The sequence below is a fragment of the Bradyrhizobium sp. URHC0002 genome (genome assembly GCF_054059515.1).
The window spans coordinates 5,252,511-5,275,377 of sequence record NZ_JBSSCF010000001.1; the positions used below are offsets into that span (position 1 = coordinate 5,252,511).

Annotated in this window: 21 protein-coding genes; 13 read left to right on the forward strand and 8 right to left on the reverse strand. The window is 61.7% G+C overall.

Annotation, left to right across the window (positions count from 1 at the left end; all coding sequences use genetic code 11):
* Nucleotides 1-22: 22 nt before the first annotated feature.
* From ACVWVY_RS25605 to ACVWVY_RS25615, 3 genes are all read left to right on the forward strand, one after another.
* Nucleotides 23-826, forward strand: a complete 804-nt coding sequence (locus ACVWVY_RS25605) for a YdcF family protein (RefSeq protein ID WP_456628969.1) — start codon at nt 23-25, stop codon at nt 824-826.
* 76 nt (nt 827-902) lie between these two features.
* Entirely contained in the window at nt 903-1,688 is a 786-nt protein-coding gene (locus ACVWVY_RS25610; RefSeq protein ID WP_456628970.1) for a DUF169 domain-containing protein, read from the forward strand.
* A 93-nt stretch (nt 1,689-1,781) separates the two neighbouring features.
* Nucleotides 1,782-2,960, forward strand: a complete 1,179-nt coding sequence (locus ACVWVY_RS25615) for a saccharopine dehydrogenase family protein (protein WP_456628971.1) — start codon at nt 1,782-1,784, stop codon at nt 2,958-2,960.
* Nucleotides 2,961-3,090: 130 nt separating this feature from the next.
* Here the strand turns inward: ACVWVY_RS25615 and ACVWVY_RS25620 are convergent, their stop codons facing one another.
* Nucleotides 3,091-4,287, reverse strand: a complete 1,197-nt coding sequence (locus tag ACVWVY_RS25620) for an FAD-dependent oxidoreductase (RefSeq protein WP_456628972.1) — start codon at nt 4,285-4,287, stop codon at nt 3,091-3,093.
* Between the two features lie 126 nt (nt 4,288-4,413).
* Here ACVWVY_RS25620 and ACVWVY_RS25625 point away from each other — a divergent pair, with 126 nt between their 5' ends.
* Complete coding sequence (locus ACVWVY_RS25625) at nt 4,414-4,896, forward strand: MarR family winged helix-turn-helix transcriptional regulator (protein ID WP_456628973.1); 483 nt, start codon at nt 4,414-4,416, stop codon at nt 4,894-4,896.
* On the opposite strand, the gene ACVWVY_RS25630 is transcribed toward ACVWVY_RS25625, so the two are convergent.
* The 4 genes from ACVWVY_RS25630 to ACVWVY_RS25645 all read right to left on the reverse strand — a co-directional run bounded on the left by ACVWVY_RS25630 (nt 4,893) and on the right by ACVWVY_RS25645 (nt 9,681).
* Nucleotides 4,893-6,161 (reverse strand): O-antigen ligase family protein, encoded by a 1,269-nt coding sequence (locus ACVWVY_RS25630; RefSeq protein WP_456628974.1) that lies wholly within the window; start codon nt 6,159-6,161, stop codon nt 4,893-4,895. The genes ACVWVY_RS25625 and ACVWVY_RS25630 overlap by 4 nt on opposite strands.
* A 139-nt stretch (nt 6,162-6,300) precedes the next feature.
* Complete coding sequence (locus ACVWVY_RS25635) at nt 6,301-7,827, reverse strand: undecaprenyl-phosphate glucose phosphotransferase (RefSeq protein WP_456632309.1); 1,527 nt, start codon at nt 7,825-7,827, stop codon at nt 6,301-6,303.
* A 139-nt stretch (nt 7,828-7,966) separates the two neighbouring features.
* Nucleotides 7,967-9,100: a glycosyltransferase family 4 protein gene (locus tag ACVWVY_RS25640; RefSeq protein ID WP_456628975.1), complete on the reverse strand. Its 1,134-nt coding sequence runs from the start codon at nt 9,098-9,100 to the stop codon at nt 7,967-7,969.
* Between the two features lie 2 nt (nt 9,101-9,102).
* Nucleotides 9,103-9,681 carry a polysaccharide biosynthesis/export family protein gene (locus tag ACVWVY_RS25645; RefSeq protein ID WP_456628976.1) on the reverse strand — a complete coding sequence of 193 codons (579 nt, stop codon included), beginning with the start codon at nt 9,679-9,681 and terminating at the stop codon, nt 9,103-9,105.
* 181 nt (nt 9,682-9,862) lie between these two features.
* Between ACVWVY_RS25645 and ACVWVY_RS25650 the strand changes: the two genes are divergently transcribed.
* Complete coding sequence (locus ACVWVY_RS25650) at nt 9,863-12,139, forward strand: GumC family protein (protein WP_456628977.1); 2,277 nt, start codon at nt 9,863-9,865, stop codon at nt 12,137-12,139.
* 107 nt (nt 12,140-12,246) lie between these two features.
* Here the strand turns inward: ACVWVY_RS25650 and ACVWVY_RS25655 are convergent, their stop codons facing one another.
* Nucleotides 12,247-13,437, reverse strand: coding sequence for a GNAT family N-acetyltransferase (locus ACVWVY_RS25655; RefSeq protein ID WP_456628978.1), 1,191 nt, complete (start codon nt 13,435-13,437; stop codon nt 12,247-12,249).
* A gap of 130 nt (nt 13,438-13,567) precedes the next feature.
* Between ACVWVY_RS25655 and ACVWVY_RS25660 the strand changes: the two genes are divergently transcribed.
* Nucleotides 13,568-14,620 carry a polysaccharide deacetylase family protein gene (locus ACVWVY_RS25660; protein WP_456628979.1) on the forward strand — a complete coding sequence of 351 codons (1,053 nt, stop codon included), beginning with the start codon at nt 13,568-13,570 and terminating at the stop codon, nt 14,618-14,620.
* A gap of 162 nt (nt 14,621-14,782) precedes the next feature.
* On the opposite strand, the gene ACVWVY_RS25665 is transcribed toward ACVWVY_RS25660, so the two are convergent.
* On the reverse strand, nt 14,783-15,784 hold the full coding sequence (locus tag ACVWVY_RS25665; protein ID WP_456628980.1) for an AraC family transcriptional regulator: 1,002 nt from the start codon (nt 15,782-15,784) through the stop codon (nt 14,783-14,785).
* Between the two features lie 268 nt (nt 15,785-16,052).
* On the opposite strand from ACVWVY_RS25665, the gene ACVWVY_RS25670 reads away from it, so the two are divergent.
* The 5 genes from ACVWVY_RS25670 (at nt 16,053) to ACVWVY_RS25690 (ending at nt 20,301) form a co-directional block, all read left to right on the forward strand.
* A complete protein-coding gene (locus tag ACVWVY_RS25670) occupies nt 16,053-16,421 on the forward strand; it encodes a helix-turn-helix transcriptional regulator (RefSeq protein ID WP_456628981.1) in 369 nt (122 codons plus the stop codon).
* Complete coding sequence (locus ACVWVY_RS25675) at nt 16,351-18,045, forward strand: 3-keto-5-aminohexanoate cleavage protein (protein WP_456628982.1); 1,695 nt, start codon at nt 16,351-16,353, stop codon at nt 18,043-18,045. The genes ACVWVY_RS25670 and ACVWVY_RS25675 overlap by 71 nt, the downstream gene beginning before the upstream one ends.
* A gap of 65 nt (nt 18,046-18,110) precedes the next feature.
* Nucleotides 18,111-18,875, forward strand: a complete 765-nt coding sequence (locus tag ACVWVY_RS25680) for a carboxymuconolactone decarboxylase family protein (protein ID WP_456628983.1) — start codon at nt 18,111-18,113, stop codon at nt 18,873-18,875.
* A 41-nt stretch (nt 18,876-18,916) separates the two neighbouring features.
* Nucleotides 18,917-19,429 carry a hypothetical protein gene (locus ACVWVY_RS25685; protein WP_456628984.1) on the forward strand — a complete coding sequence of 171 codons (513 nt, stop codon included), beginning with the start codon at nt 18,917-18,919 and terminating at the stop codon, nt 19,427-19,429.
* Between the two features lie 113 nt (nt 19,430-19,542).
* Nucleotides 19,543-20,301, forward strand: a complete 759-nt coding sequence (locus ACVWVY_RS25690) for a bestrophin-like domain (protein ID WP_456628985.1) — start codon at nt 19,543-19,545, stop codon at nt 20,299-20,301.
* 193 nt (nt 20,302-20,494) lie between these two features.
* Here the strand turns inward: ACVWVY_RS25690 and ACVWVY_RS25695 are convergent, their stop codons facing one another.
* Nucleotides 20,495-20,707, reverse strand: a complete 213-nt coding sequence (locus ACVWVY_RS25695; protein ID WP_334481234.1) for a DUF2842 domain-containing protein — start codon at nt 20,705-20,707, stop codon at nt 20,495-20,497.
* Nucleotides 20,708-20,812: 105 nt separating this feature from the next.
* Between ACVWVY_RS25695 and ACVWVY_RS25700 the strand changes: the two genes are divergently transcribed.
* Together ACVWVY_RS25700 and ACVWVY_RS25705 are read left to right on the forward strand one after the other, a co-directional pair.
* Nucleotides 20,813-21,904, forward strand: coding sequence for a COX15/CtaA family protein (locus tag ACVWVY_RS25700; protein WP_456628986.1), 1,092 nt, complete (start codon nt 20,813-20,815; stop codon nt 21,902-21,904).
* 151 nt (nt 21,905-22,055) lie between these two features.
* Nucleotides 22,056-22,865 (forward strand): FTR1 family iron permease, encoded by an 810-nt coding sequence (locus tag ACVWVY_RS25705; RefSeq protein ID WP_456628987.1) that lies wholly within the window; start codon nt 22,056-22,058, stop codon nt 22,863-22,865.
* Nucleotides 22,866-22,867 lie beyond the last annotated feature (2 nt).

Below are 22,867 nucleotides of genomic sequence, written 5' to 3' on the forward strand. Positions count from 1 at the left end.
CAGACATTGTCAGAGGCTTCCCTTGTTTTTTGTCCTGTCCAAAACGCTCGGCTACCTGCTGTTGCCCACAAATTTCCTGATCGCCATCGGGTTCGTCGGCGCCATTCTGATGGTGACGCGCTTTGCATCGCTCGGCCGCAAGCTCGTGGTATCGGCCGTGCTGCTCCTCGTGATCTGCGGGCTGTCGCCGCTCGGAAAAGCTTTGCTTTATCCCCTGGAGCAGCGCTTCCCGTCATGGGACGCCGCGCGCGGTGCGCCTGACGGCATCATCGTGCTCGGGGCGTCGATCGAAGCCGATCTCTCCGTGGCGCATGGAACGCCGGTGGTTCGGGGCGCGCCGGACCGGATCATCGCTGCGGCCGCACTGGCGAGGCGATATCCCAACGCGCGCGTGATTTTTTCCGGCGGCAACGCAAACCTCGTCTCGAACGATGCCAGGGAAGCTGATTTCGCGGGCGCGATCTTCGAAAGCCTCGGCGTCGATAAATCGCGGCTGATCATGGAACGGCGATCACGCAACACGCAGGAGAACGCCGAGTTCTCGAAGGCAATGGTCGCGCCGAAGGACGGGGAACGATGGTTGCTGGTGACGTCGGCTTTTCATATGCCGCGATCGGTCGGCCTGTTTCGAAAAGCGGGATTTGCGGTCGAGCCCTATCCCGTCGATTGGCGGGTCGGCGGACGCGACGACCTGATGACGCCTTCAAACGTCGCCGTCGAAGGGCTCGGACGGACCGACCTTGCGGTGCGCGAATGGATGGGCCTCATCGCATATCGGCTCACCGGCAAGATCGACGAGTTGTTGCCGGGGCCGGCGCCGAAGTAAGAGGTCGCAACCCCCATCCAGCCGGGCTACAATCGGGCAAGGCGCTTGTTCAGCGCGCCGATCGGGAGTTTATGCCATGCAACAGCAGACACCGCCGGAAGCGTTCGATTTGGCCGGCATGGTGGCGGACCTCAACAGTCTGCTTCGCCTGAAGACGACCGTGATCGGCATCAAGATGTTCGCCCGCGTCGAGGAGATGACCGCGATCCCGAAAATCCGCCGTCCCTCGGCGGTACATACCACCGACCAGATCGTCAGCATGGCCTCGCGGCTCGGCTGGACCGTCGGCATCACCGGTGACGATCTGGTCGGCGCGCAGTGCCGCGCCGTGATCGGGCTGGCGCCGCAGGACGAAAAGTTTCTCGCCGGAGAAAACTACGTCGGCGTCTGGCACGGTACGGCCGAGGACGCGCGCAAGCGTCAGGAGGCGCTCGACGTCGTGCCTTACGGCCAGTACCAGGCGATGGCGGTGAGCCCGCTCACCAGCGGCCGGCTCAACCCGCCGGATATTTGTCTGGTCTACGCCACGCCCGGGCAGATGATTATTCTCATCAACGGCCTGCAATATACCGGCTACAAGAAGTTCGAATGGGGCGTGGTCGGCGAGACCGCGTGCGCGGATTCCTGGGGCAGGGCGCTCAAGACCGGGGAGCCGTCGCTTTCGCTGCCGTGCTTTGCCGAGCGGCGCTACGGCGGCGTGCCCGACGAAGAGATGCTGATGGCACTCAAGCCAGAGCATCTCGCCAAGGCCATTGTCGGCATGAAGCAGCTTGCCAAGAACGGCCTGCGCTATCCGATCGCGCCCTATGGTATCCAGGCCGACGTGCGCGCCGGCATGGGCGTTTCATACGCGAAGAAATAGGCTTGCGAAAGCGAGAGGAAACCGGCATTGCCTGCGACAAACGCTTCGCGTTTGCCGTGGGCAATGACGAGCAGTACTAGAGGGAATTCAGGTATGTCTTCGTCGAAATTCGACATCGTCGTCTATGGCGCCACCGGCTTCACCGGCCAGCTCGTCGCCGAATATCTCGCCGCGCAATACAAGGGCGACGCCAGTCTGAAATGGGCGATGGCCGGGCGCAGCAAGGACAAGCTCGCCTCCGTCCGCGACGCGATCGGCGCGCCGGCCGATACGCCGCTGATCGTGGCGGATGCATCCGATCCCGCCTCGCTGAAAGCAATGGTGGATCAGACGAAATCCGTGATCAGCACGGTCGGCCCGTATCAGTTTTACGGCAACGAGCTGCTTGCGGCCTGCGTGGCCTCGGGTACCGATTATTTCGATCTCTGCGGCGAGCCGCTCTGGATGCGGGAGATGATCGACAAGCATGAAGCCGCGGCGAAAGCCAGCGGTGCACGCATCGTGTTTTCGTGCGGGTTCGACTCGGTGCCGTTCGAACTCGGTGCCTTCTTTGTGCAGGAAGAAGCCAAGCGCGTGTTCGGCACGCCGGCTTTGCGCGTCAAGGGCCGTGTGCGCGATATGCGCGGCACTCTGTCCGGCGGCACCGCCGCGAGCGCCAAGGCGACCTTCGACGCGGTTGCCAAGGATCTCAGCCTCGTTGCGATCCTCAAGGATCCGTTCGCGTTGACGCCCGGATCCAAGGGGCCGAAACAGCCGCCGGGCAGCAAGCCGGCCTATGAGGAAGACCTGCAATCCTGGGCGGCGCCCTTCATGATGGCGCTCATCAACACCCGTAACATCCATCGCTCGAACATGCTGATGGGCTTTCCGTACGGCAAGGATTTCGTCTACGACGAAATGGTGCTGACGGGGGCTGGCGAGAAGGGCGAATCCAACGCCAAGCTGGTGATGGCCGCAAACACCGAAAAGACCGGCCCCGGTGCGCCCAAGCCGGGCGAAGGGCCGTCGAAGGAAGAGCGCGAGAACGGCCTCTATGATCTGCTCTATGTCGCCATCGCGCCCGACGGCCGCCAGGTCCGTGCGTCGGTAAAGGGCGACCGCGATCCCGGCTATGGCTCGACGTCAAAGATGATCTCGGAATGCGCGATCTGCCTGCTGCGCGACACGCCGGATGTTCCCGCCGGCATCTGGACGCCGGGGGCGGCGATGCAGCACAGGCTGATCAAGCGGCTGGTCGATCATGCCGGATTGACGTTCACGGTGGAGCAGTAGGCTTCGGATTCGTAGGGTGGGCAAAGCGAAGCGTGCCCACCATTCGAGCTAACGATTGTGGATAGATGGTGGGCACGGCGCGAAGCGCGCCTTTGCCCACCCTACACAGCCGCCTCCGAGGCGACAGCAGCTACGCCGCCGCGCGGGGATCATACGCGTACATCCAGTCCATGCCCTTGGCCGACAGCGGCAGTAGCAGCTTCAGCATGCGGTCGCGGATCCAGGCGCCGGTGGCGCTGAACTCGCGCTTGCTGTTGCCGTTGCGGCGGGCGAGGGCGACGATCTTCTCGGCGCGGGGCCGGCGTTCGACCTCGAAATTCTGGAAGGTTACGCCAAGCTCCTGCCGGTCCTGCATCAGGCGACCTAGGCGCATGGCGTCTTCGAGCGCCAGCGACGCGCCCTGGCCGGCATGCGGACTGGTGGCGTGCGCGGCATCGCCGATCAGAAGCGTACGCTGGCGCGACCAGGTCGGCAGCGTCGCGACATCGAGCGTCGCCGTCACCACGATATTTTCGGCCGCCTCCAGAATCCGCGGGATCGGATCGTGCCAGCCGGCATGGAAATCGAGCAGATGCCCCCTGATCGCATCCTGGCTCATGGCGCGAAACGTTGCCGCGTCCTTGCCGTGCGAAGGCTGCGTGCTCCACCACATCACGCCGTCGCTGGGATCGGAGCTGCAAAAGCCATAACCGAAAAAACCGCTTTGCCCGAACGTCGTCACCACGCGTTGACCGATCGACACATCGTCGAGCAATGATCGCGGCACGAAGCCGCCGAAGCCGATCAGGCCGGTGTCGAACGGTTTTGGGCCATCGGGGATCACATGCGCGCGCACCGCGGAATGCACGCCGTCGGCGCCGATCACGAAATCGCCCTCGGCAAAGGAGCCGTCGGCGAAATGCGCGACGACGGGCTTGTCGGCGGGATCCTCGATGGCAACCAGCCGCTTCTCGAACCGCAGCTCGACATTCTCGCACCAGGCCTTGTTGATGAGGGCTTCGTTCAGCGTGGCGCGGCACATATTCACCGCGGGCTGGCCGAAACGCTGCCTCATGTTCTGGTTGACGGAACCGAGCCGGGCGCCTGATTGGGAATGGAAATCGAAGGATTCCGCGACCGATCCGCGCCGGATCAGTTCGTCGGCGAGGCCGACCTCGGCCAGCACATGCATGCCGTTCGGCGCGATCTGCAGGCCGCCGCCGATCCCGGTGGAATAGGGCCACGCCTCGAACAGTTCGGCATCGATGCCGGCCTTCTTCAGGAAGATCGCCGTCACGGGACCGGCGATACCGCCGCCGATGATCAGCGCTTTCGGTCGTCTGCTCATGCCTTGCTCCTTGCATCCGCGAGGTGGTAGGAAAAGTAACAGTCGCTAATTATCTTAGCGACTAAGATATATATCGACTAAGAGATGGGGCGAGCTTTGTCAAGAGCGAAGGCACGGGCTGTGCTGATGCAGGAACTGGAACACGCGCTGCGGCGCTCGTCGGCGCAGGGCGTGATTTTCGGGCAGACGGTGGCCAATACGGTCGGGATTTCCGGCTCCGACCTTGAGTGCCTCGACTTCCTCAACCTGGAAGGCCGCGTGACGGCCGGACGGCTGGCGGAGGTCACGGGGCTGACCACCGGGGCAATCACCGGCGTCGTGGACCGGCTGGAGAAAGCGGGACTGGTTCGTCGCGAGCGTGATCCCGCCGATCGCCGCAAGGTGTTTATCGCAACCGTGCCGGAGAACATCGCCAAGGTCGGACGGTTCTACGAACACATGCAGCGCGGCATGGTCAAACTTTGGGAATCTTATTCGGACGCGGAATTGCGGCTGCTATTGGAGTTTGCGTCGAGAGGCTATGAGACCATGCTGGCGGCGACCGAGGAATTGAAGTCGATGGTCGATGCATCAAAGCGAAAGCCCGCCAAGAAGGGCAAGCGGACCTAGGAACCCTTCGCGGGCACTGTGAGCGCTGGATTGTTGCCCGCCTTCCAGCGTTCGGCAGCGACGAACATGCCCCACATGGTGCCCAGCATCATCCAGAAGTGCCGCCAATGGTCGGTATCGATGATGAAGCTCTCGCCGACCGTGCCGAGGAAAGCTGCGAAGATCGCCAGATAGGCCGGCTGCCAGGGCACGCGGACGAACACATAGCGGAAGCTCGTCAGCACGGTGACGAAGACCAGCGCGGGATAGCAGATGCCGGACAGCCAGCCGCCCGACATGAACGCGTTCAGGTAGGAATTGTGGGTGTCTTCGGGAAAGAAGCGGTTGAACTGCAACGGCCCGATGCCGAATGGCAGGCCAAGCGCCATTTCGGCGCCGAGAAGATGCCGGCCGAAACGACCGAAGCGGCCCGAGTCATAGCTCTGGTCGAAGCTGGCGCGCTGCTTGAACAGCTGCGCGATCGAATCGAACGACAGCAGCACGGCGACCAGCGCCACCGCCAGCGCCACCACAATCAGCGCCATCACGATGATGCGCGAGCGCTGCGACTGCGAGCGGCTCGTCAGCACCATCAGCACCAGCATCAACGCGGAGGTCAGCACCAGCACGCCCCATGCGGCGCGCGAAAATGCCAACAGGATGGCCAGCGATATGATGCCGAAGGCGACCGCGTTGCGGAACGCCTTGCCGAACTTGTCTGAAACGACGCTTTGCAGGGCGAACAGCGCCGGCAGGATCAGGAACGCGCCGTACACGTTGGGGTCCTTGAAGGTGCCGCGGGCGCGGTCATACAGCGTCAGCAGGTCACGCCCGCCGGGGACGAGATTGAAATAGCCGGCGATGCCGGCGAGCGCCGCAATCAATGCACCGACGACAAGGCCGCGCCGGAGCATGTCGAGCCGCGCCGTGGTGTCCTCGGAGATGACCATCGCGAAAAAGATGACCGTGACCGCCATGTACCAGGAGGTCGCGATCCAGTTCGGAACGTTGGGCCGGTCCATCACCGCGACTGCGGCGATGCTGTAGCCGAGGTTGAGCAGGAACAGCACCAACAGCAGCGGCATGAACACCAGCCGCATCCGCAACCCCGTTGCGAAGAACACCAGCGAGGCGGCAAGGGTCGCCAGCTCATAGGGCGAGGGTTCGATGAAGACGATCGCGCCGCATGCGCCGACCAGCCAGACCAGCGCGCGCTGCAAGGCAAGCACGCCGGGCGCGGCCGTCATCGATGGGAGCGATCCCCCGGCTGTTGCCGCATAGCTCATCGATACTCACGCACTCACGCAACGCAACAAAACAACTACGGCACTGCTAGCAGCGTCATTGCGAGCGAAGCAAAGCAATCCATGGTGCCCTAGGGGATAGATGGATTGCTTCGTCGCGCAATGACGACGGACGTCCAAATCAATACGCGTTCTCGCTCTTGGTCATCAGCGCCAGCGGCGTCTTGAGCAGAATGTATAGGTCGAACAGCACCGACCAGTTCTCGATGTAATAGAGATCGAACTCGACGCGCTTCTGGATCTTCTCATCGGTATCGACTTCGCCGCGCCAGCCGTTGATCTGCGCCCAGCCGGTGATCCCCGGCTTGACGCGGTGGCGCGCGAAATAGCCGTCGACGGCCTCGTCGAACAGCCGGCTCTGCAGCTTGCCCTGCACGGCGTGCGGGCGGGGGCCGACCAGCGAGAGGTTGCTCTTGAACACGACATTAAAGAGCTGCGGCAGTTCATCGAGGCTGGTCTTGCGGATGAAACGCCCGACGCGGGTGACGCGCGGGTCATTTTTTGTCACGACCTTGGAGGCGGTCGGATCGGCCTGATCGTGGTACATCGAGCGAAACTTGAAGACGTCGATGCGCTCGTTGTTGAAGCCGAATCTTTTCTGGCGGAACAGCGCCGGCCCGGGGCTGTCGAGCCTGACCGCAAGTGCGACCAGACCCATCACCGGCAGCGCCAGCACCAGGATCACGAAGCCGACGACGTGGTCGAACAGCCACTTCATCACCAGGTCCCAGTCGGTGATCGGCGCCTCGAACACATCAAGCGTTGGCACCTCGCCGAGATAGGAATAGGAGCGGGGACGGAACCGCAGCTTGTTGGTATGGGCCGAAAGCCGGATATCCACCGGCAGCACCCACAGCTTCTTCAGCATCTCGAGAATGCGCGTCTCGGCCGAGATCGGCAGCGCGAACAGCACGAGGTCGATGCGGGTGCGGCGCGCGAATTCGACGATGTCGTCGACCTTGCCGAGCTTGGGGCTGCCGGCGCAGGTATCCAGCGCGCGGTCGTCGTTGCGATCGTCGAATACGCCGAGCACTTCGATGTCGGAATCATCCTGGGTCTTGAGCGCCTGGACGAGCTGTTCGCCGTTCTCGTCCGCGCCCACGATGATGGTGCGGCGATCGAGCCGGCCCTGACGGGCCCAGCTGCGTACCAGCGAGCGCAGGAACAACCGCTCCGTCACCAGCGCCGCAAGGCCGCTGAAGAAAAACGCCGTGAGCCAGAGCCGCGAAATTTCGCTGCCGAGCTTGACGATGAAGGACGCGCCGGCGAACAGCAGGAATACGAACGCCCAGGATGAAGCCATCCGGGTCATCTGGCGCAGGTGGCCGCGGAATAGCTGGACCTGGTAGATATCGGCCGCCTGGAAGCAGATCACGGCCGTTGCGGCCACGCCGAGGATCGCCGCGAGAAATTCCCAGTGGAAGCCGGAGAGGGGGACGACATATCCGAAATAAAGCGCGATGCCGATCGCGCTCAGCATTGCGAAATCGATGACACGAACCACGCCTGCGATCACGATCGGCGAGTAGGCGCGGCCGACTTTCTGGTTGCTGACAGCAAGGGCTGCGGGAGTGAGCCTGCGGCGTCGTTCGACCGGCGGGCGGTCGGCAGTGGCGGTCATCGCGGCCGTTGCCGCGGCATCGAGCATCGAGCGAGCGTTAATCGGTTCCACTGGTCCACGTCCGTTCTGGAGCATGCACATAGGAACGTGCCTGCCGGTGCGGAATTCCCCACACAAACGGCTTACGGGACAAATCAGAAGAAACGGTTACGTTGGTAAAGAACGGTTAACGATTGGCAAACGCGTCGCGGTAGCCGGCAAAGACGCCCTCGACCATCGCCTTCTGCGAAAAATGCATGAAGATTCGTTCGCGCAGCGATTTGGCCCGCTCCTTCGCCGCGGCCGGATCCTTCAGCGCGGTTTCGATCGCATCGGCCATAGCGGCTGTGTTGCTGGGAGCAAACAAGGCATCGCCATGCGGGCCGAAAATCTCCGGGATGCCGCCGATGTTGGCGGCGACCATCGGAATGCCGGCGGCCGCCGCCTCGATCACGACGTAGGGCATTGAATCCCCGCGGGAAGGAACCACCAGCAGCGAGCCTTTGGAGAAGCCATAGCGCGCCTTGACGTGGCCGATGAACCGCACGGCCTCGCCGAGGCCGAGCTGTTCCACCTGGGCTTTGAGGGTTTGGCTTTCCTCGCCGTCGCCGGCGAGCGTGAGCGTCACCGGTCGGCCGCCCGCGCGCAGCTTCGCCACCGCGTCGATCAGGAGGTCGGCGCCCTTGATGTGCCGGAACTCGCCGACATAGATCAGATCGGTGGCGTCTTCGGCCTTCACGACCGCGTCGAATTCAGTGGCGGTGACGCCGTTGAACACGCATCGCACCAGTCCCTTCGGCGTGCCGATGGTGCGCTGATAGGTGTCGCGCGCAAACGCGCTTTCGAACAGGAACAGGTCGGTATCGTTCATCAGCGCGCGTTCGACACGGGCGTAGATGTTGCCCTTCAGCGTCGACAGCGGATAGTGCAGCGAGCCGCCATGCGGCGTGTAGACCCGGATCCTGTCGCGCGAGGCTGTCTTGAGACGCATGTAGGCGCCGGCCTTGGCGCCGTGGCCGTGCAGCACGTCCGGCTTCAGTTCGCGGATCATGCGCTGGAATCGGGCCCACACCAAAAGATCACCCGGCAGTGGCTCACGGCGAATGGCCGTGCGGTGAACGCCGAGCTTGAGCTTGGGAGCGATTTCCGCCAGCGCCTGCTCGGCGCGTTCGCCGCCGGTGAGGCTGTCGGCGATGATGCCGACGTGATGGCCGCGGTCGGCCTGGCCGGTGGCGAGATCGAGGATATGGCGGAAAATGCCGCCGACAGGCGCGCGCGTGGCGTGCAGGATACGAAGCGGCTGACCGTCAACGAGAGGCATGATCAGAACCAGCGCTCGCCGACGAGCACGGTGTCGCCGGGGCTGAGAGGGGTGCCTGATGGCACGACGAAACGCGTCGGTCCCGATGCGTCGGTATGGGTCAGCGTGACGCCGTCGCGCCGCGCGCGTGGCGAGAAGCCGCCTGCGATGGCGACGGCAGTTTCAACGGTCATGTTGGGAACATAGGGATATTGGCCCGGCGCCGCCACTTCGCCGAGGATGAAGAACGGCCGGTAGGATTCGATTTCCACGGCCACGGAGGGTTCGCGGATGAAGCCGCGGCGCAGCCTGGCCGATATTTCGGCCGCAAGCCCCGCTGTCGTGCGGCCGCGCGCCGGAACCGCGCCGATCAGCGGCAGCGTGATCGAGCCGCCGGCGTCGATCGCATAGCTGTTGGTGAGGCCTTCCTGGCCGTAGACCACGACGCGCAGCCGGTCGCCGGCATCGAGATGATAGGCTGCGTCGTGCGGGACCGGCACGGGCTCGGCATAGGCGATCGCGACCGGCGCAGTCCGGCCCATGCAGCCCGCAAGCGCCAGCGCAGCAACCAGACATGGAATTGGGGCGAGCACGCCTCGCATCAAGGGAATCCTGAAAAGGTATCCTTCGATTAAGGGGTGTTCATGGTTAACAAAAAATGACTGGACGCATGCGGGGCAGCGTTTCGCGATGCAAACGGGCAAATTAACCCAGCGGCAACCATAATGGAGTGTACTCGGCCGGGTTCGAGTGGACCAGCAGTTGCGTCCACGGGAGTGTGCGATGCGTTTGGCGTTCTGGCGTGCAGGCAAGGACAAGCCGGTGGTGCAGTGGGCGATGGCAAGGCTTACGCCTTCGGCCCCAAAGCCCGTCGCCACGTCCGAAGCCGGCGATCTCGATCTGCATGCGCTCGGCCACGCGCTGAAGCGCAAGCGAAGCTGGATCATCGTCCCAACGGTGCTGGCGCTGGTGGCATCGCTCGCCGCGGTCAACATGATCACTCCCCGGTTCAAATCGGAAGCGCGCATCCTGGTGGATGGCCGCGAGAACGTGTTCCTGCGTCCGACCGGCGAGCGCAACGAGGAGCGCAGCGCGCTCGATGCGGAAGCCGTGACCAGTCAGGTGCAACTGGTGCAGTCGCGCGACCTGGCCCGCGAGATCATCAGGAAGAACAAGCTTGCCGAGCTCCCCGAATTCGATCCGGTGCTGCAGGGATTTTCGCCGCTGAAGTCATTGCTGGCCCTGGTCGGCATCGGCCGCGACCCGCTCTCCCTGACGCCGGAAGAGCGTGTCCTGGAAGCCTATTACGATCGCTTCACGGCTTATGCCGTCGACAAGTCCCGCGTCATCGTCATTGAATTCCAGTCGCGCGATCCCGAACTTGCCGCGCGCGTCGCCAACTCGATTGCGGAAGGCTATCTGGTGCTGCAGCAGGATGCGCGGCAGCAGCAGGCAAAGTCGGCAGGCCAGTGGCTGTCGGGTGAAATCGAAAGACTGCGCAAGAAGGTGGCCGATGACGAGTCTCGCGTCGAGGATTTCCGCTCCAAGTCGAGCCTGTTTGTCGGTACCAACAACACCACGCTGTCGAACCAGCAGATGGGCGAGATCAACACGCAGTTGAACAACGCCCGTGCGCTGAAATCGGACGCCGAGTCCAAGGCGCGGTTGATCAAGGATATGCTTCAGAGCGGCAAGCCGATCGAGGCGTCCGCGGTGCTCAATTCCGAGCTGATCCGCCGGCTGTCCGAACAGCGGGTGACGCTGCGCGCCCAGCTCGCCGAGCAATCCTCAACGTTGCTCGACGGTCATCCCCGCATCAAGGAATTGAAGGCGCAGCTCGCCGATTTGGATCGTCAGTTGCGCGAGGAGGCGGGAAAGGTGTCCCGCTCATTGGAGGCCGATGCCCGCATCACCGGCGGCAACGTCGAAGGCCTGACGGCGAGCCTCGACCAATTGAAGAAGCAGGCTTCCTCCAATAACGGCCAGGACGTACAGCTTCGTGCACTCGAGCGCGAAGCCAAGGCCCAGCGCGATCTGCTCGAATCCTACCTCGCCAAATACCGCGAGGCGAGCGCCCGTGAGAGCATCGAGGCGGCGCCGGCCGATGGCCGCATCATTTCGCGCGCCACCGTCTCCAACACCCCGGCCTATCCGAAGAAACTGCCGATCGTGCTGATCGCGACGCTGGCGACCCTGCTGCTCACCTCGGGTGCGATTGCGACAGGCGAACTGCTGCGCATGACCGCGCCACGGAGACCCGGCGCGGTTTCGTCTGAGGTTGAGCGCGACGTGGCCCCCGAAATCGCGCCTGAAATCGACTTGCCTTCTCCGGCGGAACCCTTGCGCGCAGCGGCGATCGCGCGCGTACTTCCAGCGGCGGAGTTCGCCGCCGCAGATCGCGCCTTCGAGCCGATGTTGGATGAGCCGCGCGCGGACGGCCCTCGCATGGATACCGCGACGAAGACCGGTGAAATCGAGCAGATGGCGGATGTCCTGGTTGGGGCAGGGGCGCGCAAGGTGACCGTGCTCGGCGCGGCATCGAGCGACGGCATCACGCTGACCGCGCTGACGCTGGCGCGGCTGATGGCGCAGAAGGCGAAAGTCGTGGTCGTCGATCTCGTGGCATCCTCGCCGATGATGACTGCGGCGTCGGCCGATCCGGTCGCGCCCGGGCTCGCCGAACTGATGCAGGGCGAGGCGTCGTTTGCGCAAATCATCACCAAGGATCGGCTGTCGCGCGTTCATCTCGTCAGCGCCGGACGTCCCGGCTTCGACCGCACGCAGCTGCAGTCGCCGCGGTTGACGCTTGCAATCGACGCGCTGCTGCGGGTTTACGACCATGTGCTGCTGGACGCCGGCACGGCCTCCGATCTGCCGGCCGAATTGCTGACGTCACACGCGCGGGCCGTCGTGGTGCCCGAAGCGTCGATGGCGTCGGACGCGCGCGCCCTGATGTGCGACCAGCTCAGGGCAGTCGGCTTCTCCGAGGTGACGATGCTGAGCAAGCCATGCCAGGCTTCGGATGCCGTCGAAACCGGCCCGCGTGTGGTGGCGGCTTAAGCGAGATCTAGCCACGTCATTGCGAGCGAAGCGAAGCAATCCATGGCGCGGCAAGCGGAGAGGTGGATTGCTTCGCTTCGCTCGCAATGACGGGCTGACAGGGTGCCTTAGCTGAACGCGTTGCGCAGCTTCTGCGCCATCTCCAGCAGCGCCGGATTGTGCTTCACCAGCCGCTTGGTGCGGTTGAGGCCCGACATCACGCTGGCGGCGAGCTTGCCGCGCTGGCTGAGCGGGATGAAGCTGTCGAAGATCGGCTCGTCGTCCTTGCAGAACAGCCGTTTGTAATCGTCCGATCCGATCCCGAGGTCGAGGGCCCGATAACCCTGTCCGGCATAGTGATCGATGATGTCGCGCATCAAAATCAGGCCGGGGCTGTATTTCGAGTTCGCCGACATCGTGTAGGTATTGAACATCATCGAGAAGCGGTGGCCGTCGGCGACGCCGGCGAAGATCGCGATCACTTCCTCGTCGCATTCCAGCGCGTGGATATCGATGGCGTGCTTGCCGTCGGCGAGCGGCGCCGTGCAGGCACCGCGGACAAAATCCTCGATGCCAGGATCGGCGAAGACATTCGGCAGCTTCTGTTCGGCCATCCGCAGCGGCTTGACGCGGAAGAACCAGTCCAGCAGCCGCGTGATGTCGGCTTCCGACGAGGCGATGTGACTGCGATAGCCGGGCAGGGACTGCAGCTTGCGCTCTTTGCCCTTGAGGCGGCGCCGGAAGGAGTTGCTAACCAGCGCCGCGGGCGCGGCGCCGGGCTCTATCACTAGCACCGGGCAATCATTGGCGGACGGCTGATGCGGAAGCAAGGCAAGCGGATTGGGCATATCGCGCCAGCGAACCGGTTGCTGATGCAATGTGAGGACGTCGGCTTCGGATCGCTGCGAGATTGCCGATATTACGTCTTCGAGATCGGCCAACGTTGCGCTTGCGGCGAAATCGCGGTCGAACAGCGCCATGTTGAAGGTGGAATGCTTGCCGCCCATGAAACTTGCGCAACGCGCGCCGTAAGCGTGCCTGAGCGTGAGCGGGAGCAGCACCAGCGGACGGTGTTCCGCGTCGTAGGCGACCACGATAAAGGGAGCAAGACCTTCGCGCTCGCCGACCTGCCGCTGCCAGGAACTGAGGAAGTCGAACCGCTGATACGGCGTGAAGGACGTTTGCGCGCCTTCCAGCTTGCGCCAGATGCCTTCCGCTGTGGTGAGGTCGTGAACGATGTCGATGCCGGCGATGCGGCTCGCTTTCGACCACGCATTTGAATCCGCCGTCCGGTCTTCAATCGCGGCAGCCATGGTCATCGCAGAGCCCGTGCTATATGAAATTGTTTACAATTTTTGGCTTTGGCGACCTTCGCAGGGAAATGTCAACAAAGGGTAATACAATCCGGCCGCGGCGGGGGCAGCGCGACCGTAGGGTGGGGGCGGAACGTTGACTTCGGATCTCGGAATTTTGCGGCGGGCCCGGATGGAGCTCGGCTATTTCAGCGGATATTTCAGGCTGAAGCAGCGGGAGACCGGCGGCGCCGGCGTCATTTTGCGGTTCGAGCGCGTGCGTCCGCGCGATTCCCGCCCGTTTCAGCCGAACCGGTGGCGTGAAATCACACCGCAATTTCTCGACCGGACGATCCGGGCGCTGAAGCGCTGGAACTTCGATCTGATCACGATGGACGAAGTGTGCCGGCGGGCGGTCACGCTGCCGAAGGCCAATCGATTTGCCTGCCTGACCTTCGACGGCGGCTGCAAGGATGTCATCACGCAGGCCTACCCCGTGCTGTCGAAGCACGGCGTGCCCTTCACCGTCTACCTGCCGACCGCGTTTCCGGATGGGCTCGGCGAAGCCTGGTGGCTCGCGCTGGAAGACATGATCGCGCGCGAAGAGCGCATCAGCATGGTGATCGACCGCAAGGAGCGGCGTTTCGCCACCGCCAGCAACTTGGAGAAATATGACACGTTCGAATTTCTGACGAGCTGGATGCGGACGCTGCCGCCGCCGGATCTTGCGTTCGCGATCCACGACCTCTGCACGCGCTACTCGGTCGATCTCGCGGCGCTGTCGCGCAACTCGTCGATGGATTGGGACGATCTGGCGAAGCTCGCAGCCGATCCACTGGTGACGATCGGCAGCGCGACGGTGAACTATCCTGCGCTGTCCAACCTGAAAGCGGCCGACGCGCAACGTGAGATGACGATGGGCAAGGCGGTCGCGGAGACCGCCTTGCGCGGCGCCGTCAGGCATTTCGCCTATCCGTTCGGCGATCGGCAATCCTGGCGCCGCGAGCATGTCGTGATGGGGCAGGAGGCCGGTTTCGCCAGCGCGGTATCGACGATCCCGGGGGTTGTCGAGGCCAGGGGATATACCAATCTGCACGCGCTGCCCCGGATCGCCTGGGACGGGCGGCAGCGTTCGTTGCGCATGATGCGCGTGATGCTGTCGGGAATCATGTTTCCTGCGGTCCGGCCGAGCCGGGACAATTGGGTTTAGTCTCCGCCGATTCGATAAAGTGAATAGCCCCTTCGGTGACGAGGGGTTTCCAGCTGGTTGCTAGATGCGATTGACGCGAGTGTTTCCAGGTATGGACGGCACGGAGATCAATTTTTCGCGGTGCCCGGCGCAGTAGGTGAAGAGACGAACTTCCTGTAGCAGTCAGGTGGAAAACACATCCTGCTTGCGCCATTCGATTGGCGCCATCCCGGACCATCTTTGAAACGCATGTGTAAAGCCGCTCGGATCGGCATAGCCGAGCGCCAGCGAGATATCCGCGACGTCCATCTTAGTGCCTGAGAGCAGTTGGCGGGAAACCGAAAAACGCGCCTCGTTGACGAGTGTTCTAAAGCTGGTTCCGTCCGCCTCCAGGCGACGATTCAGTGTTCGTGGGTGCATGGAGAGTTCGTCGGCTACTCTTTCGAGTGTCGCATCAGGAGAGACCACCAGGGCGTGGAGGATCCGAACGACCGATTGCGTAATACTTGGTTGCTTCAATGCCCAATAGTTGGCGACCGATTTTTCCAGAATACGGCGCAATTCGCGGTCTGCGCCTCGAACAGGATGCGCAAGCAATGCAGCAGGGAAGACCGCTGCATATTGTTGTGCATTGAACGTGGGGGCGTAGCCAAAGAATTGTCGATAGGGAGCGACATCATCGTGCGTTCGACAAGCCATTAGTATGGCGTCGGGCGGTATGCCCACCAGTTCTGACGTCAATGCGAAAGCTGTCGCCATCGCTCCCTCACTGACTTGCTCAACCGCCCGCATAGCCGGATGGTGGATGGTATATCCCCAAAAAGCCGTCTCGTTCTGGATCAACAGATAGGCAACGGCACCACTTACATAGCGCTTTTGGTTTTTGCATAAATCCAGGATCGCATCCTTGAGTGTCGGCGCATTCTGCATCAGCCGGCCAACCAGTCCGAGATGCGCTATGGCCGCTCGTTGACCGACGAGTAGCCCAAAATAGTTACATCCAGTCTCGGCAACACAAACCTCGACGAGCCGTCCAAACTCGCCAAACGAAAGCGAATTATCGGGGTCGCGCAAAAGGTCAGGGTTGACGCCCGCACGGGCGACGACCCTTGCCGGGTCTTTTCCCAATTCTCGTAGTACCTGTGGGACTTCAACCAACACACCAACGCGTTGTTGCCCTTCCATACCGAAGACCCCCGGCTGAACTGAGCTTGGAGGCGAAAGCTACCAAATCCGACACCGTGTCGCAAATTAGCAAACGGCCTTTCGCCGCTTCTGCTTCAATCAAGATCAAGCGACGAACCACATTAGCTGACGCCATCGGCATCGCATTACCACGATACAGGCCAAATCGACGAAGCCGGCGATGAGCTAAGGGAGATGTCGACGATATTTTCGAAGGCTGGTTAGAGAGATCGATGCTTTCGATGGTCTGAACCAATGGCGGAAGAGAATGTCGGCTATTGGCATAAAGCGGCGGCTGGAAGACAGGCAGAGCATGACGCATGCGGTTAGCCGCGTGCTCCGTGCACGGGTGATTTTTCTCAACCCTTCCCTGGAAGAAATTGCAGATGAGTTTTCAATGCAACCGCGAACGCTGAACCGCCGATTGCAGGCAGAGGGCACGACCTTCCGCGCATTGACCAGCGAAGCACGTTTCGAAGTTGCGCGCCAGTTGCTCAAAGGCACGAGGATGCGAATAGCCGATGTTGCGCTCGCGCTCGGATACGCCAACGCGAGCGGATTTTCGAATGCATTCCACCGCTGGGCCGGTGCCGCACCGAGCGAATGGCGGAGCCATCATCGAGATGCGAGAAATTGACCTCATGACAAACCCGGTCACTCATTTTGAAATCTACGGCGAGCACCCCGTCGCTTTGGCTGACTTTTACCGCAAGGCGTTCGGCTGGCAGGTCGAAAAAATGGAGGGCATCGGTTACTGGCGGATTCAGAGTGGCGCCGCGGATGGACCGGCCCTGCATGGCGGCCTGACCTACCGCGCGATTCCAGACCTGAACGGGTGGATGCTGTTCGTCAATGTGCCCTCGCTCGATGAAGCAGTGGCGGGCATTTTACACCTGGGCGGTACGATTGTCCGCCCCAAGACGGCGGTGCCCAGGGACTGCTTGGGTGACCATTGTGGCGGACCCCGCCAAAAACGTTTTCGGCATCTGGCAGGCAGACTCGACCGCCTTTCCGATGCCGGAGCCGGACTAACTCCAATCACGCCCGAACGATCAGCAACGAACCACAAACGCCAAATCGAAAGGGAAAACATGTATTACACAGATAACTCAATTCTACCGGAAAACATGGCACCGCTAATCATCACGGCGGCACCGTACGGCCCGGCGTGGTTGCCTGGAGACGCGAGCGACATCGCCCTCTCCTGGGATGAGCAGGTCCAGGCTGCTGTGGACTGCTACGAGGCGGGCGCCACCATGCTGCACTTCCACGTTCGCAACCCGGCCACAGGCATGGGCTCCTCGGACTTTGAGCAATACAATTACTTGCTCAAGCGAGTGAAGGAAGCGGTGCCGGAAATGATCATTCAGGTCGGCGGCTCAATTTCGTTCTCCCCGCACACGGCCGATGCCAAGGCGAAGTGGCTAGACTACGACACGCGCCACATGCTCACAGAGCTGAACCCAAGGCCGGAGTTTATCACGGTGACGACTGGCACCTCGCTGTGGGATATCATGTCAATGATGTCCCCCGAGGACATCAAAGGGACGCACATGGAAGATCCCAAGGTGCTCGCGGCGTGGGCCAATATGGTGGTGGATTCGACTCCGGCCTTTTACGTGGAGCATCTCAAGCGGCTTCGGAAGAATGGCATCCAGCCTTACTTTGTACCGTCGCATGTTCACCAATGGGAACTGATCGAACGCTGTATCCGTGCTGGCGTTTATATGGGTCCGCTGAACATGGCGCTCTGCGCGTACGGCGGTGGGACGCTCGGTCGAAACCCATTTGATCTGATGCATTTCCTGCAACGCGTGCCGCAAGGATCGGTCAACACCTTCTGGTCCAGCATGAGAGGTTTGATTTCCATCTCGGCGATGTCCCTAGTGCTCGGCCAGCATGTGCGAGTCGGCAACGAAGACAACCTGTGGGGTGCGGATCGCAAGCGCAAAACCACGGTCGAGCAAATTCAGGGCGTGGTGCGTCTCTCCAAGGAGTTCGGCCGCAAGGTGGCGACCGCCGCGGAAGCGCGCGAAATCTGCAAGGTCGGGGTCTGGTATGACAGCGTTGACGAGACGTTGCAAAACAACGGCATGCCGCCCAATCCCACCGAGTTCAATCCGGGCTTCCTCACCTGGCCAACGGACGGGAAGATCAAGCCACCGGTCATCGGAGGCGACTCGCACCCGATCGCCGCGTGCATGATGGCACCAGAGCCGGTCCGGGCCGCACAAGCCGCGTTGATGGCAGCGAGAAGGTAACTCGCGACGACATCCAGGATGTCCCGCCCTTGACGAGGGCGGGACGGAGCCCAAAGGCAATTTTTATGAACGAGAACGATCCAAACCAGGTAACTGGCCCTTGGGATTCAGCGGTGGATCGACTGCGCGAATGGGACCCCAAATGGGCGGACGCTTGCGTCAAGATGACCATCAATCCATGGATGAACGGAATTTTGTCGCGCAAGTTCGTTGAGTTGACCAGCCTGGGCCTGAACGCCGCCTGTACAAATCTCAACCACGACGGCACACGCCGTCACATCCGCGCCGCGCTCGAAGCCGGCGCGACGCGTGACGAAATCCTCTCGGTACTGAAGATGGCGTCGGTGATGTCTATTCACTCGTGCAGTCTCGGCGCGCCTATTCTGATCGAGGAAGCGACCGGGGCCGGAAAAATGCCGGCACCCAAGGTAGGGGATGCGACACCGGCCTGCGACCGGATGAAGCAAATCGGACAGTGGAATCAAGCCTGGGATCCGTTCTTTCAACTCGACCCTGTCTGGACAGATCAGTTCATGGCAACAGGCGCGGGCATCTATGGCAGTGGGACCTTCACACCGAAGGAGATCGAGCTTCTGAGCATCGCGTTCGATGCTTCCTACACCCACATGTACGCGCCTGGCACGCGTAGGCACATCAGGGGTGCACTCAATGCGGGCGCAACCGCCGAGGAGATTATGGAAGTGCTGAAGCTCTGCGTCGTGCAGGGCGTTCAGGCCTGTAATCTAGCCGTTCCGATCCTTGCCGAGGAGTTAGAACGAGTACAGCCGGGCAGTGTGGACCAATCGGTCGCAAGGAACGTGAATGCGTAGGTTCCGGCCTCTTTTTGATTCGCAATCGGTGGGATCGAAAAATGACACGTGACCAGCTAAACCATTTCAGGGAGAAGGGTATTACAGAAGCAAAAGAGCTTCTTTGGATATTTGCGTACCTCTGGATCCTTCTTGGATTGTTCGCCGTTCATAAATCGCTCGTTTTGAACGAGCCGAACCTGTTTTATCATCAGGGCTTTGCAATGATAAACGCATTCGTGCTTGCCAAGATCATGTTCATTGCAGAAGTCTTCAACGTCGCCGACGATCTAAAGCGCAAGCCGTTGATTTATCCTATCGTGTACAAATCCGCGGTGTTTTCTTTGATATTGATTTCCTGCCATCTCCTGGAGGACATCCTGTTGGGACTCTGGCACGGTCGCTCGACTGCCGAGAGCATCAATGCTTCGGAGCTCATCGTGTTTGGCTTGATCATGTTCATCGTGCTGATGCCCTTCTTCGCCGTGAAGGAGATAGCCAGAGACGTCGGCAACGGAAAATTATTCGAGCAGTTTTTCCTGCACCGAAGCCGATACGTCCCGCTGCAACCCTGACCGAAGGCGCAATATTGTCAGCGACAGCAAGCGTTGCGTTTGGTGCGCACACGCAGGTCATTCTTATTGTTTGATCGTATTGCAGTCTTGCCGTTTTAATTGAAGGTGTTCGAGTGAGTGAATCTGTATGGATACTGATCATCTCGCTGGGGGCAATGATCGGCGGTGCCGCGATCGGTTCCTGGCTGCGTAACCGGCTTCCAGAGCATCATCTGGCCGACCGACCCGCAGGAGTCATCAAGTCCGGCATGGGACTGATCTCAACCTTGGCAGCTCTGATCCTTGGCTTGTTGATCTCGACCGCGAAGATTTCTTACGATTCGACCGCATCCCAAGTCAGTCAGATAGCATCGGATCTTGTGCTACTCGACCAATTACTTTCCGAATATGGCCCGTCGGCCTCCGGGGCGAGGGAAGCCCTGCGGGATCAATCGGATGCGCTGGCAAATAGCATCTGGGCCGGGAGGAGCAAGCCACCGCACCAGGCCTTTGCGGCGTCCGATGCATGGAGGCGTTTCTCGATCGCCATGAATCAACTTCCCGAATCCACCGATCAGCAACGAAATCTCAGGAAGCAGATTGACGAAGTAGTAAGCCGTGCCGCCCAGGCGCGATTACGCTTGTTTTCCGATTCAGGCAGCACATTGCCGATGCCGTTCTTGGCACTCCTTGTTTTCTGGCTGACCATCATTTTTGCGAGCTACAGCATTCTAGGAGAGACGAACCTGACCGTGAAGATCTTTGTGCTTCTATTTGCCTTGTCATCGTCGGGCGCCTTATTCCTGATTTCTGAACTGAACTCTCCATTTAGTGGGCTGCTAAGACTATCACGCGTACAGATCTCTCAGGCTCTGATACCTTTCTCGAAATGATCATTCATCACTGCAGGCAGGCTCTTAAGTCATAAAGAAGCGCTCAAAGGTCGGTCGCTCTGATTGAAAGTGTGCGGCCGCACGGCAGGTATTTTTAGCTCGACGGCAGACGGCGCGCGGCTGGATCGCGTGCAATAAAGAGCGTTTTCAAGCGAAGTGGATACCGGTTCGCATGAAGAAGATGCGTCAAAATCTAGGCGGCTCGGTCCGGCCGAGACATCCAGCTGATGATCGGCATTGCGGGCAGCACCCATCCGAGGCCGGCCACGACATAGAAGATCGCCTGCAACAGGCCGGAATTGGCCAGCCAGGGCGTCTGGGCGATGGTCATTCCCAAGAGCGACCACACGACGACCAGCACCAGCAGGGCGATGGTTCCGAAGAATTTGCGGGTGCGTATCGTCATGGCGGATTGTGAGGCTCGTGGCGGGTTGCGCGCGGGAAGGGGCGGACTATAAGGGGCGCGCCAGTTCAATCAAGCGCGCCTTTAGGGCCAGCCAAGACGGGTTTTATGACCGCCAGTTCCGCACAGCAAGCCCCGCATCTCGGCGCCGTCAGATGGTGGCTGATCGTGGTCGCCGCGCTGATTGCGGTCATGGTGCTGGTCGGCGGCGCCACGCGGCTCACCGAATCCGGATTGTCGATTGTCGAGTGGAAGCCGGTCACCGGCACGCTGCCGCCGCTCAACGAGGCGCAGTGGGTGCAGGCGTTCGAGGGCTACAAGGCTATCCCGCAATACCGCGAACTCAACGCCGGCATGAGCCTTGCGGAGTTCAAGACCATCTTCTGGTGGGAATGGAGCCACCGCCTGCTCGGGCGCGTGATCGGAGCGATCTATCTTTTGCCGTTCCTGTACTTTCTGTGGCGCGGCGCGTTGAGCACTGAGCTGAAACGGCGGCTGTGGATGATCTTCACCCTCGGCGCGCTGCAGGGTGCGGTCGGCTGGTGGATGGTTGCGTCGGGCCTCACACAACGGACCGAAGTGTCCCAGTATCGTCTGGCGACGCATCTGGTGCTGGCGCTGATCATTTTTGCGTCCATCATCTGGACGCTGCGGCGGATGATCGCGCGTGCGCAGCCCGTTGTCTCCGTGCGGCTGAAGCTCTCCGGGGTGGCCCTCCTCGCCCTGACGTTCGTCCAGCTTTATTTCGGCGCGCTGGTCGCGGGCCTGCGGGCGGGCAGGGTGTACAATACCTGGCCCGAGATCGACGGCGCCTTCATTCCGTCGGCGGCGCGGCTGTGGTTCGAGGAGCCGTGGTGGCGCAATCTGTTCGACAACACGCTCACCGTGCAGTTCGAGCACCGCATGACCGCCTATGCGCTACTGATCCTGGCGGTGCTTCATGCTATCGATGCTGTGCGGTCACGGGCCAGCGCTGCCGTGATCGGCGGCGCGTGGTCGCTGGTGGCCGCTATCATCCTGCAGGCTGCGCTCGGCATCCTCACGCTGCTGCACCAGGTGCCGATCGATCTGGCGCTGGCGCATCAAGCTGTCGCCATCGTGGTGCTGACGCTCGCGGTCCTGCAGACCGAACGCCTGGTTGCGCGGCGAACCGAGCACGACCGGCAGAAGCTGGCGATGCCGCTCGGGCAACCCAGCTGAAATTGAGCGATTCTAATCTGCCGGCATTCCGGGAAGTGCCCGATTTGCAGGGGTTTCTTGTTGCACGACGCCGTTGACGCGTTCGTGTGGGGCCGCACCGCTTTACTTGGATGGTTTGGGCGATAAAACGAACAAAAAACGGGTTCGTTTCATGTCTTCAGCATTCATCCAGGCCGCCGTCATCCTGCTCCGCGAGGGGCTCGAAGCCATGCTCGTGATCGCCGCATTGGCGGGCTATCTGACCAAGGCCGGTGCCGGACATCGCATTCAGGCGCTGTACGGCGGCGCGCTCGCGGCCGTCGGCGCCAGCATTATCGCCGCTTGGCTGTTTGCCGTGCTGAACTCGGGCGAGCACAGCGATGTCCTCGAAGGCATCATCATCCTCGTCGCCGCCGCTTTGATGCTCTATGTCAGCGGCTGGCTGATGGTGAAGCAGGATCCGCGCGGCTGGCAGGACTATCTCGCGCACAAGGCCGATTCAGCGCTGTCGCAGGACACGGTGTGGGCGGTCGGCGCGCTGGCCTTCCTCGCGGTGTTCCGCGAGGGCGCCGAAACCGTGCTGTTCATCAATGCGCTGGCGACGGCCGAAGGCGGCTGGAGCGCCGGTCTGTTCGCCGGCCTTGCCGCGGCAACGCTCGGGCTCGCCGTGCTGTTTTATTTTATCAACCTGATTGCGCGAAAGCTTCCGCTGCGGCCGCTGTTCATCATCACCTCGGCGTTTCTGTTCGCGATGGCAATCAAGTTCATCGGCGAGGCCGTGCAGGAGTTCCAGGAACAGGCGATCATCACCGTCACCGAGGTCAAGGGCTCGGCGTTCCTGACCGCGATCGGCCTGAATCCAACGCTTGAATCGCTGTCGATCCAGGGCCTGGTGATCCTGTTTGCGCTGGCGACCTATTCGGTGGTCCAGCGCAACAACCGCCTGATGCGCGAGGACAAGGCCATGCGCGCGGCCGAGTAGCT

Excerpts from the sequence above, each read along its gene's own strand:
- ACVWVY_RS25610 (WP_456628970.1), top strand. The coding sequence starts at position 903 with ATGCAACAGCAGACACCGCCGGAAGCGTTCGATTTGGCCGGCATGGTG.
- ACVWVY_RS25615 (WP_456628971.1), top strand. The coding sequence starts at position 1,782 with ATGTCTTCGTCGAAATTCGACATCGTCGTCTATGGCGCCACCGGCTTC.
- ACVWVY_RS25620 (WP_456628972.1), bottom strand. The coding sequence starts at position 4,287 with ATGAGCAGACGACCGAAAGCGCTGATCATCGGCGGCGGTATCGCCGGT.
- ACVWVY_RS25625 (WP_456628973.1), top strand. The coding sequence starts at position 4,414 with ATGCAGGAACTGGAACACGCGCTGCGGCGCTCGTCGGCGCAGGGCGTG.
- ACVWVY_RS25630 (WP_456628974.1), bottom strand. The coding sequence starts at position 6,161 with ATGAGCTATGCGGCAACAGCCGGGGGATCGCTCCCATCGATGACGGCC.
- ACVWVY_RS25635 (WP_456632309.1), bottom strand. The coding sequence starts at position 7,827 with ATGCTCGATGCCGCGGCAACGGCCGCGATGACCGCCACTGCCGACCGC.
- ACVWVY_RS25640 (WP_456628975.1), bottom strand. The coding sequence starts at position 9,100 with ATGCCTCTCGTTGACGGTCAGCCGCTTCGTATCCTGCACGCCACGCGC.
- ACVWVY_RS25645 (WP_456628976.1), bottom strand. The coding sequence starts at position 9,681 with ATGCGAGGCGTGCTCGCCCCAATTCCATGTCTGGTTGCTGCGCTGGCG.
- ACVWVY_RS25650 (WP_456628977.1), top strand. The coding sequence starts at position 9,863 with ATGCGTTTGGCGTTCTGGCGTGCAGGCAAGGACAAGCCGGTGGTGCAG.
- ACVWVY_RS25655 (WP_456628978.1), bottom strand. The coding sequence starts at position 13,437 with ATGACCATGGCTGCCGCGATTGAAGACCGGACGGCGGATTCAAATGCG.
- ACVWVY_RS25665 (WP_456628980.1), bottom strand. The coding sequence starts at position 15,784 with ATGGAAGGGCAACAACGCGTTGGTGTGTTGGTTGAAGTCCCACAGGTA.
- ACVWVY_RS25670 (WP_456628981.1), top strand. The coding sequence starts at position 16,053 with ATGTCGGCTATTGGCATAAAGCGGCGGCTGGAAGACAGGCAGAGCATG.
- ACVWVY_RS25675 (WP_456628982.1), top strand. The coding sequence starts at position 16,351 with ATGCATTCCACCGCTGGGCCGGTGCCGCACCGAGCGAATGGCGGAGCC.
- ACVWVY_RS25680 (WP_456628983.1), top strand. The coding sequence starts at position 18,111 with ATGAACGAGAACGATCCAAACCAGGTAACTGGCCCTTGGGATTCAGCG.
- ACVWVY_RS25685 (WP_456628984.1), top strand. The coding sequence starts at position 18,917 with ATGACACGTGACCAGCTAAACCATTTCAGGGAGAAGGGTATTACAGAA.
- ACVWVY_RS25695 (WP_334481234.1), bottom strand. The coding sequence starts at position 20,707 with ATGACGATACGCACCCGCAAATTCTTCGGAACCATCGCCCTGCTGGTG.
- ACVWVY_RS25700 (WP_456628986.1), top strand. The coding sequence starts at position 20,813 with ATGACCGCCAGTTCCGCACAGCAAGCCCCGCATCTCGGCGCCGTCAGA.
- ACVWVY_RS25705 (WP_456628987.1), top strand. The coding sequence starts at position 22,056 with ATGTCTTCAGCATTCATCCAGGCCGCCGTCATCCTGCTCCGCGAGGGG.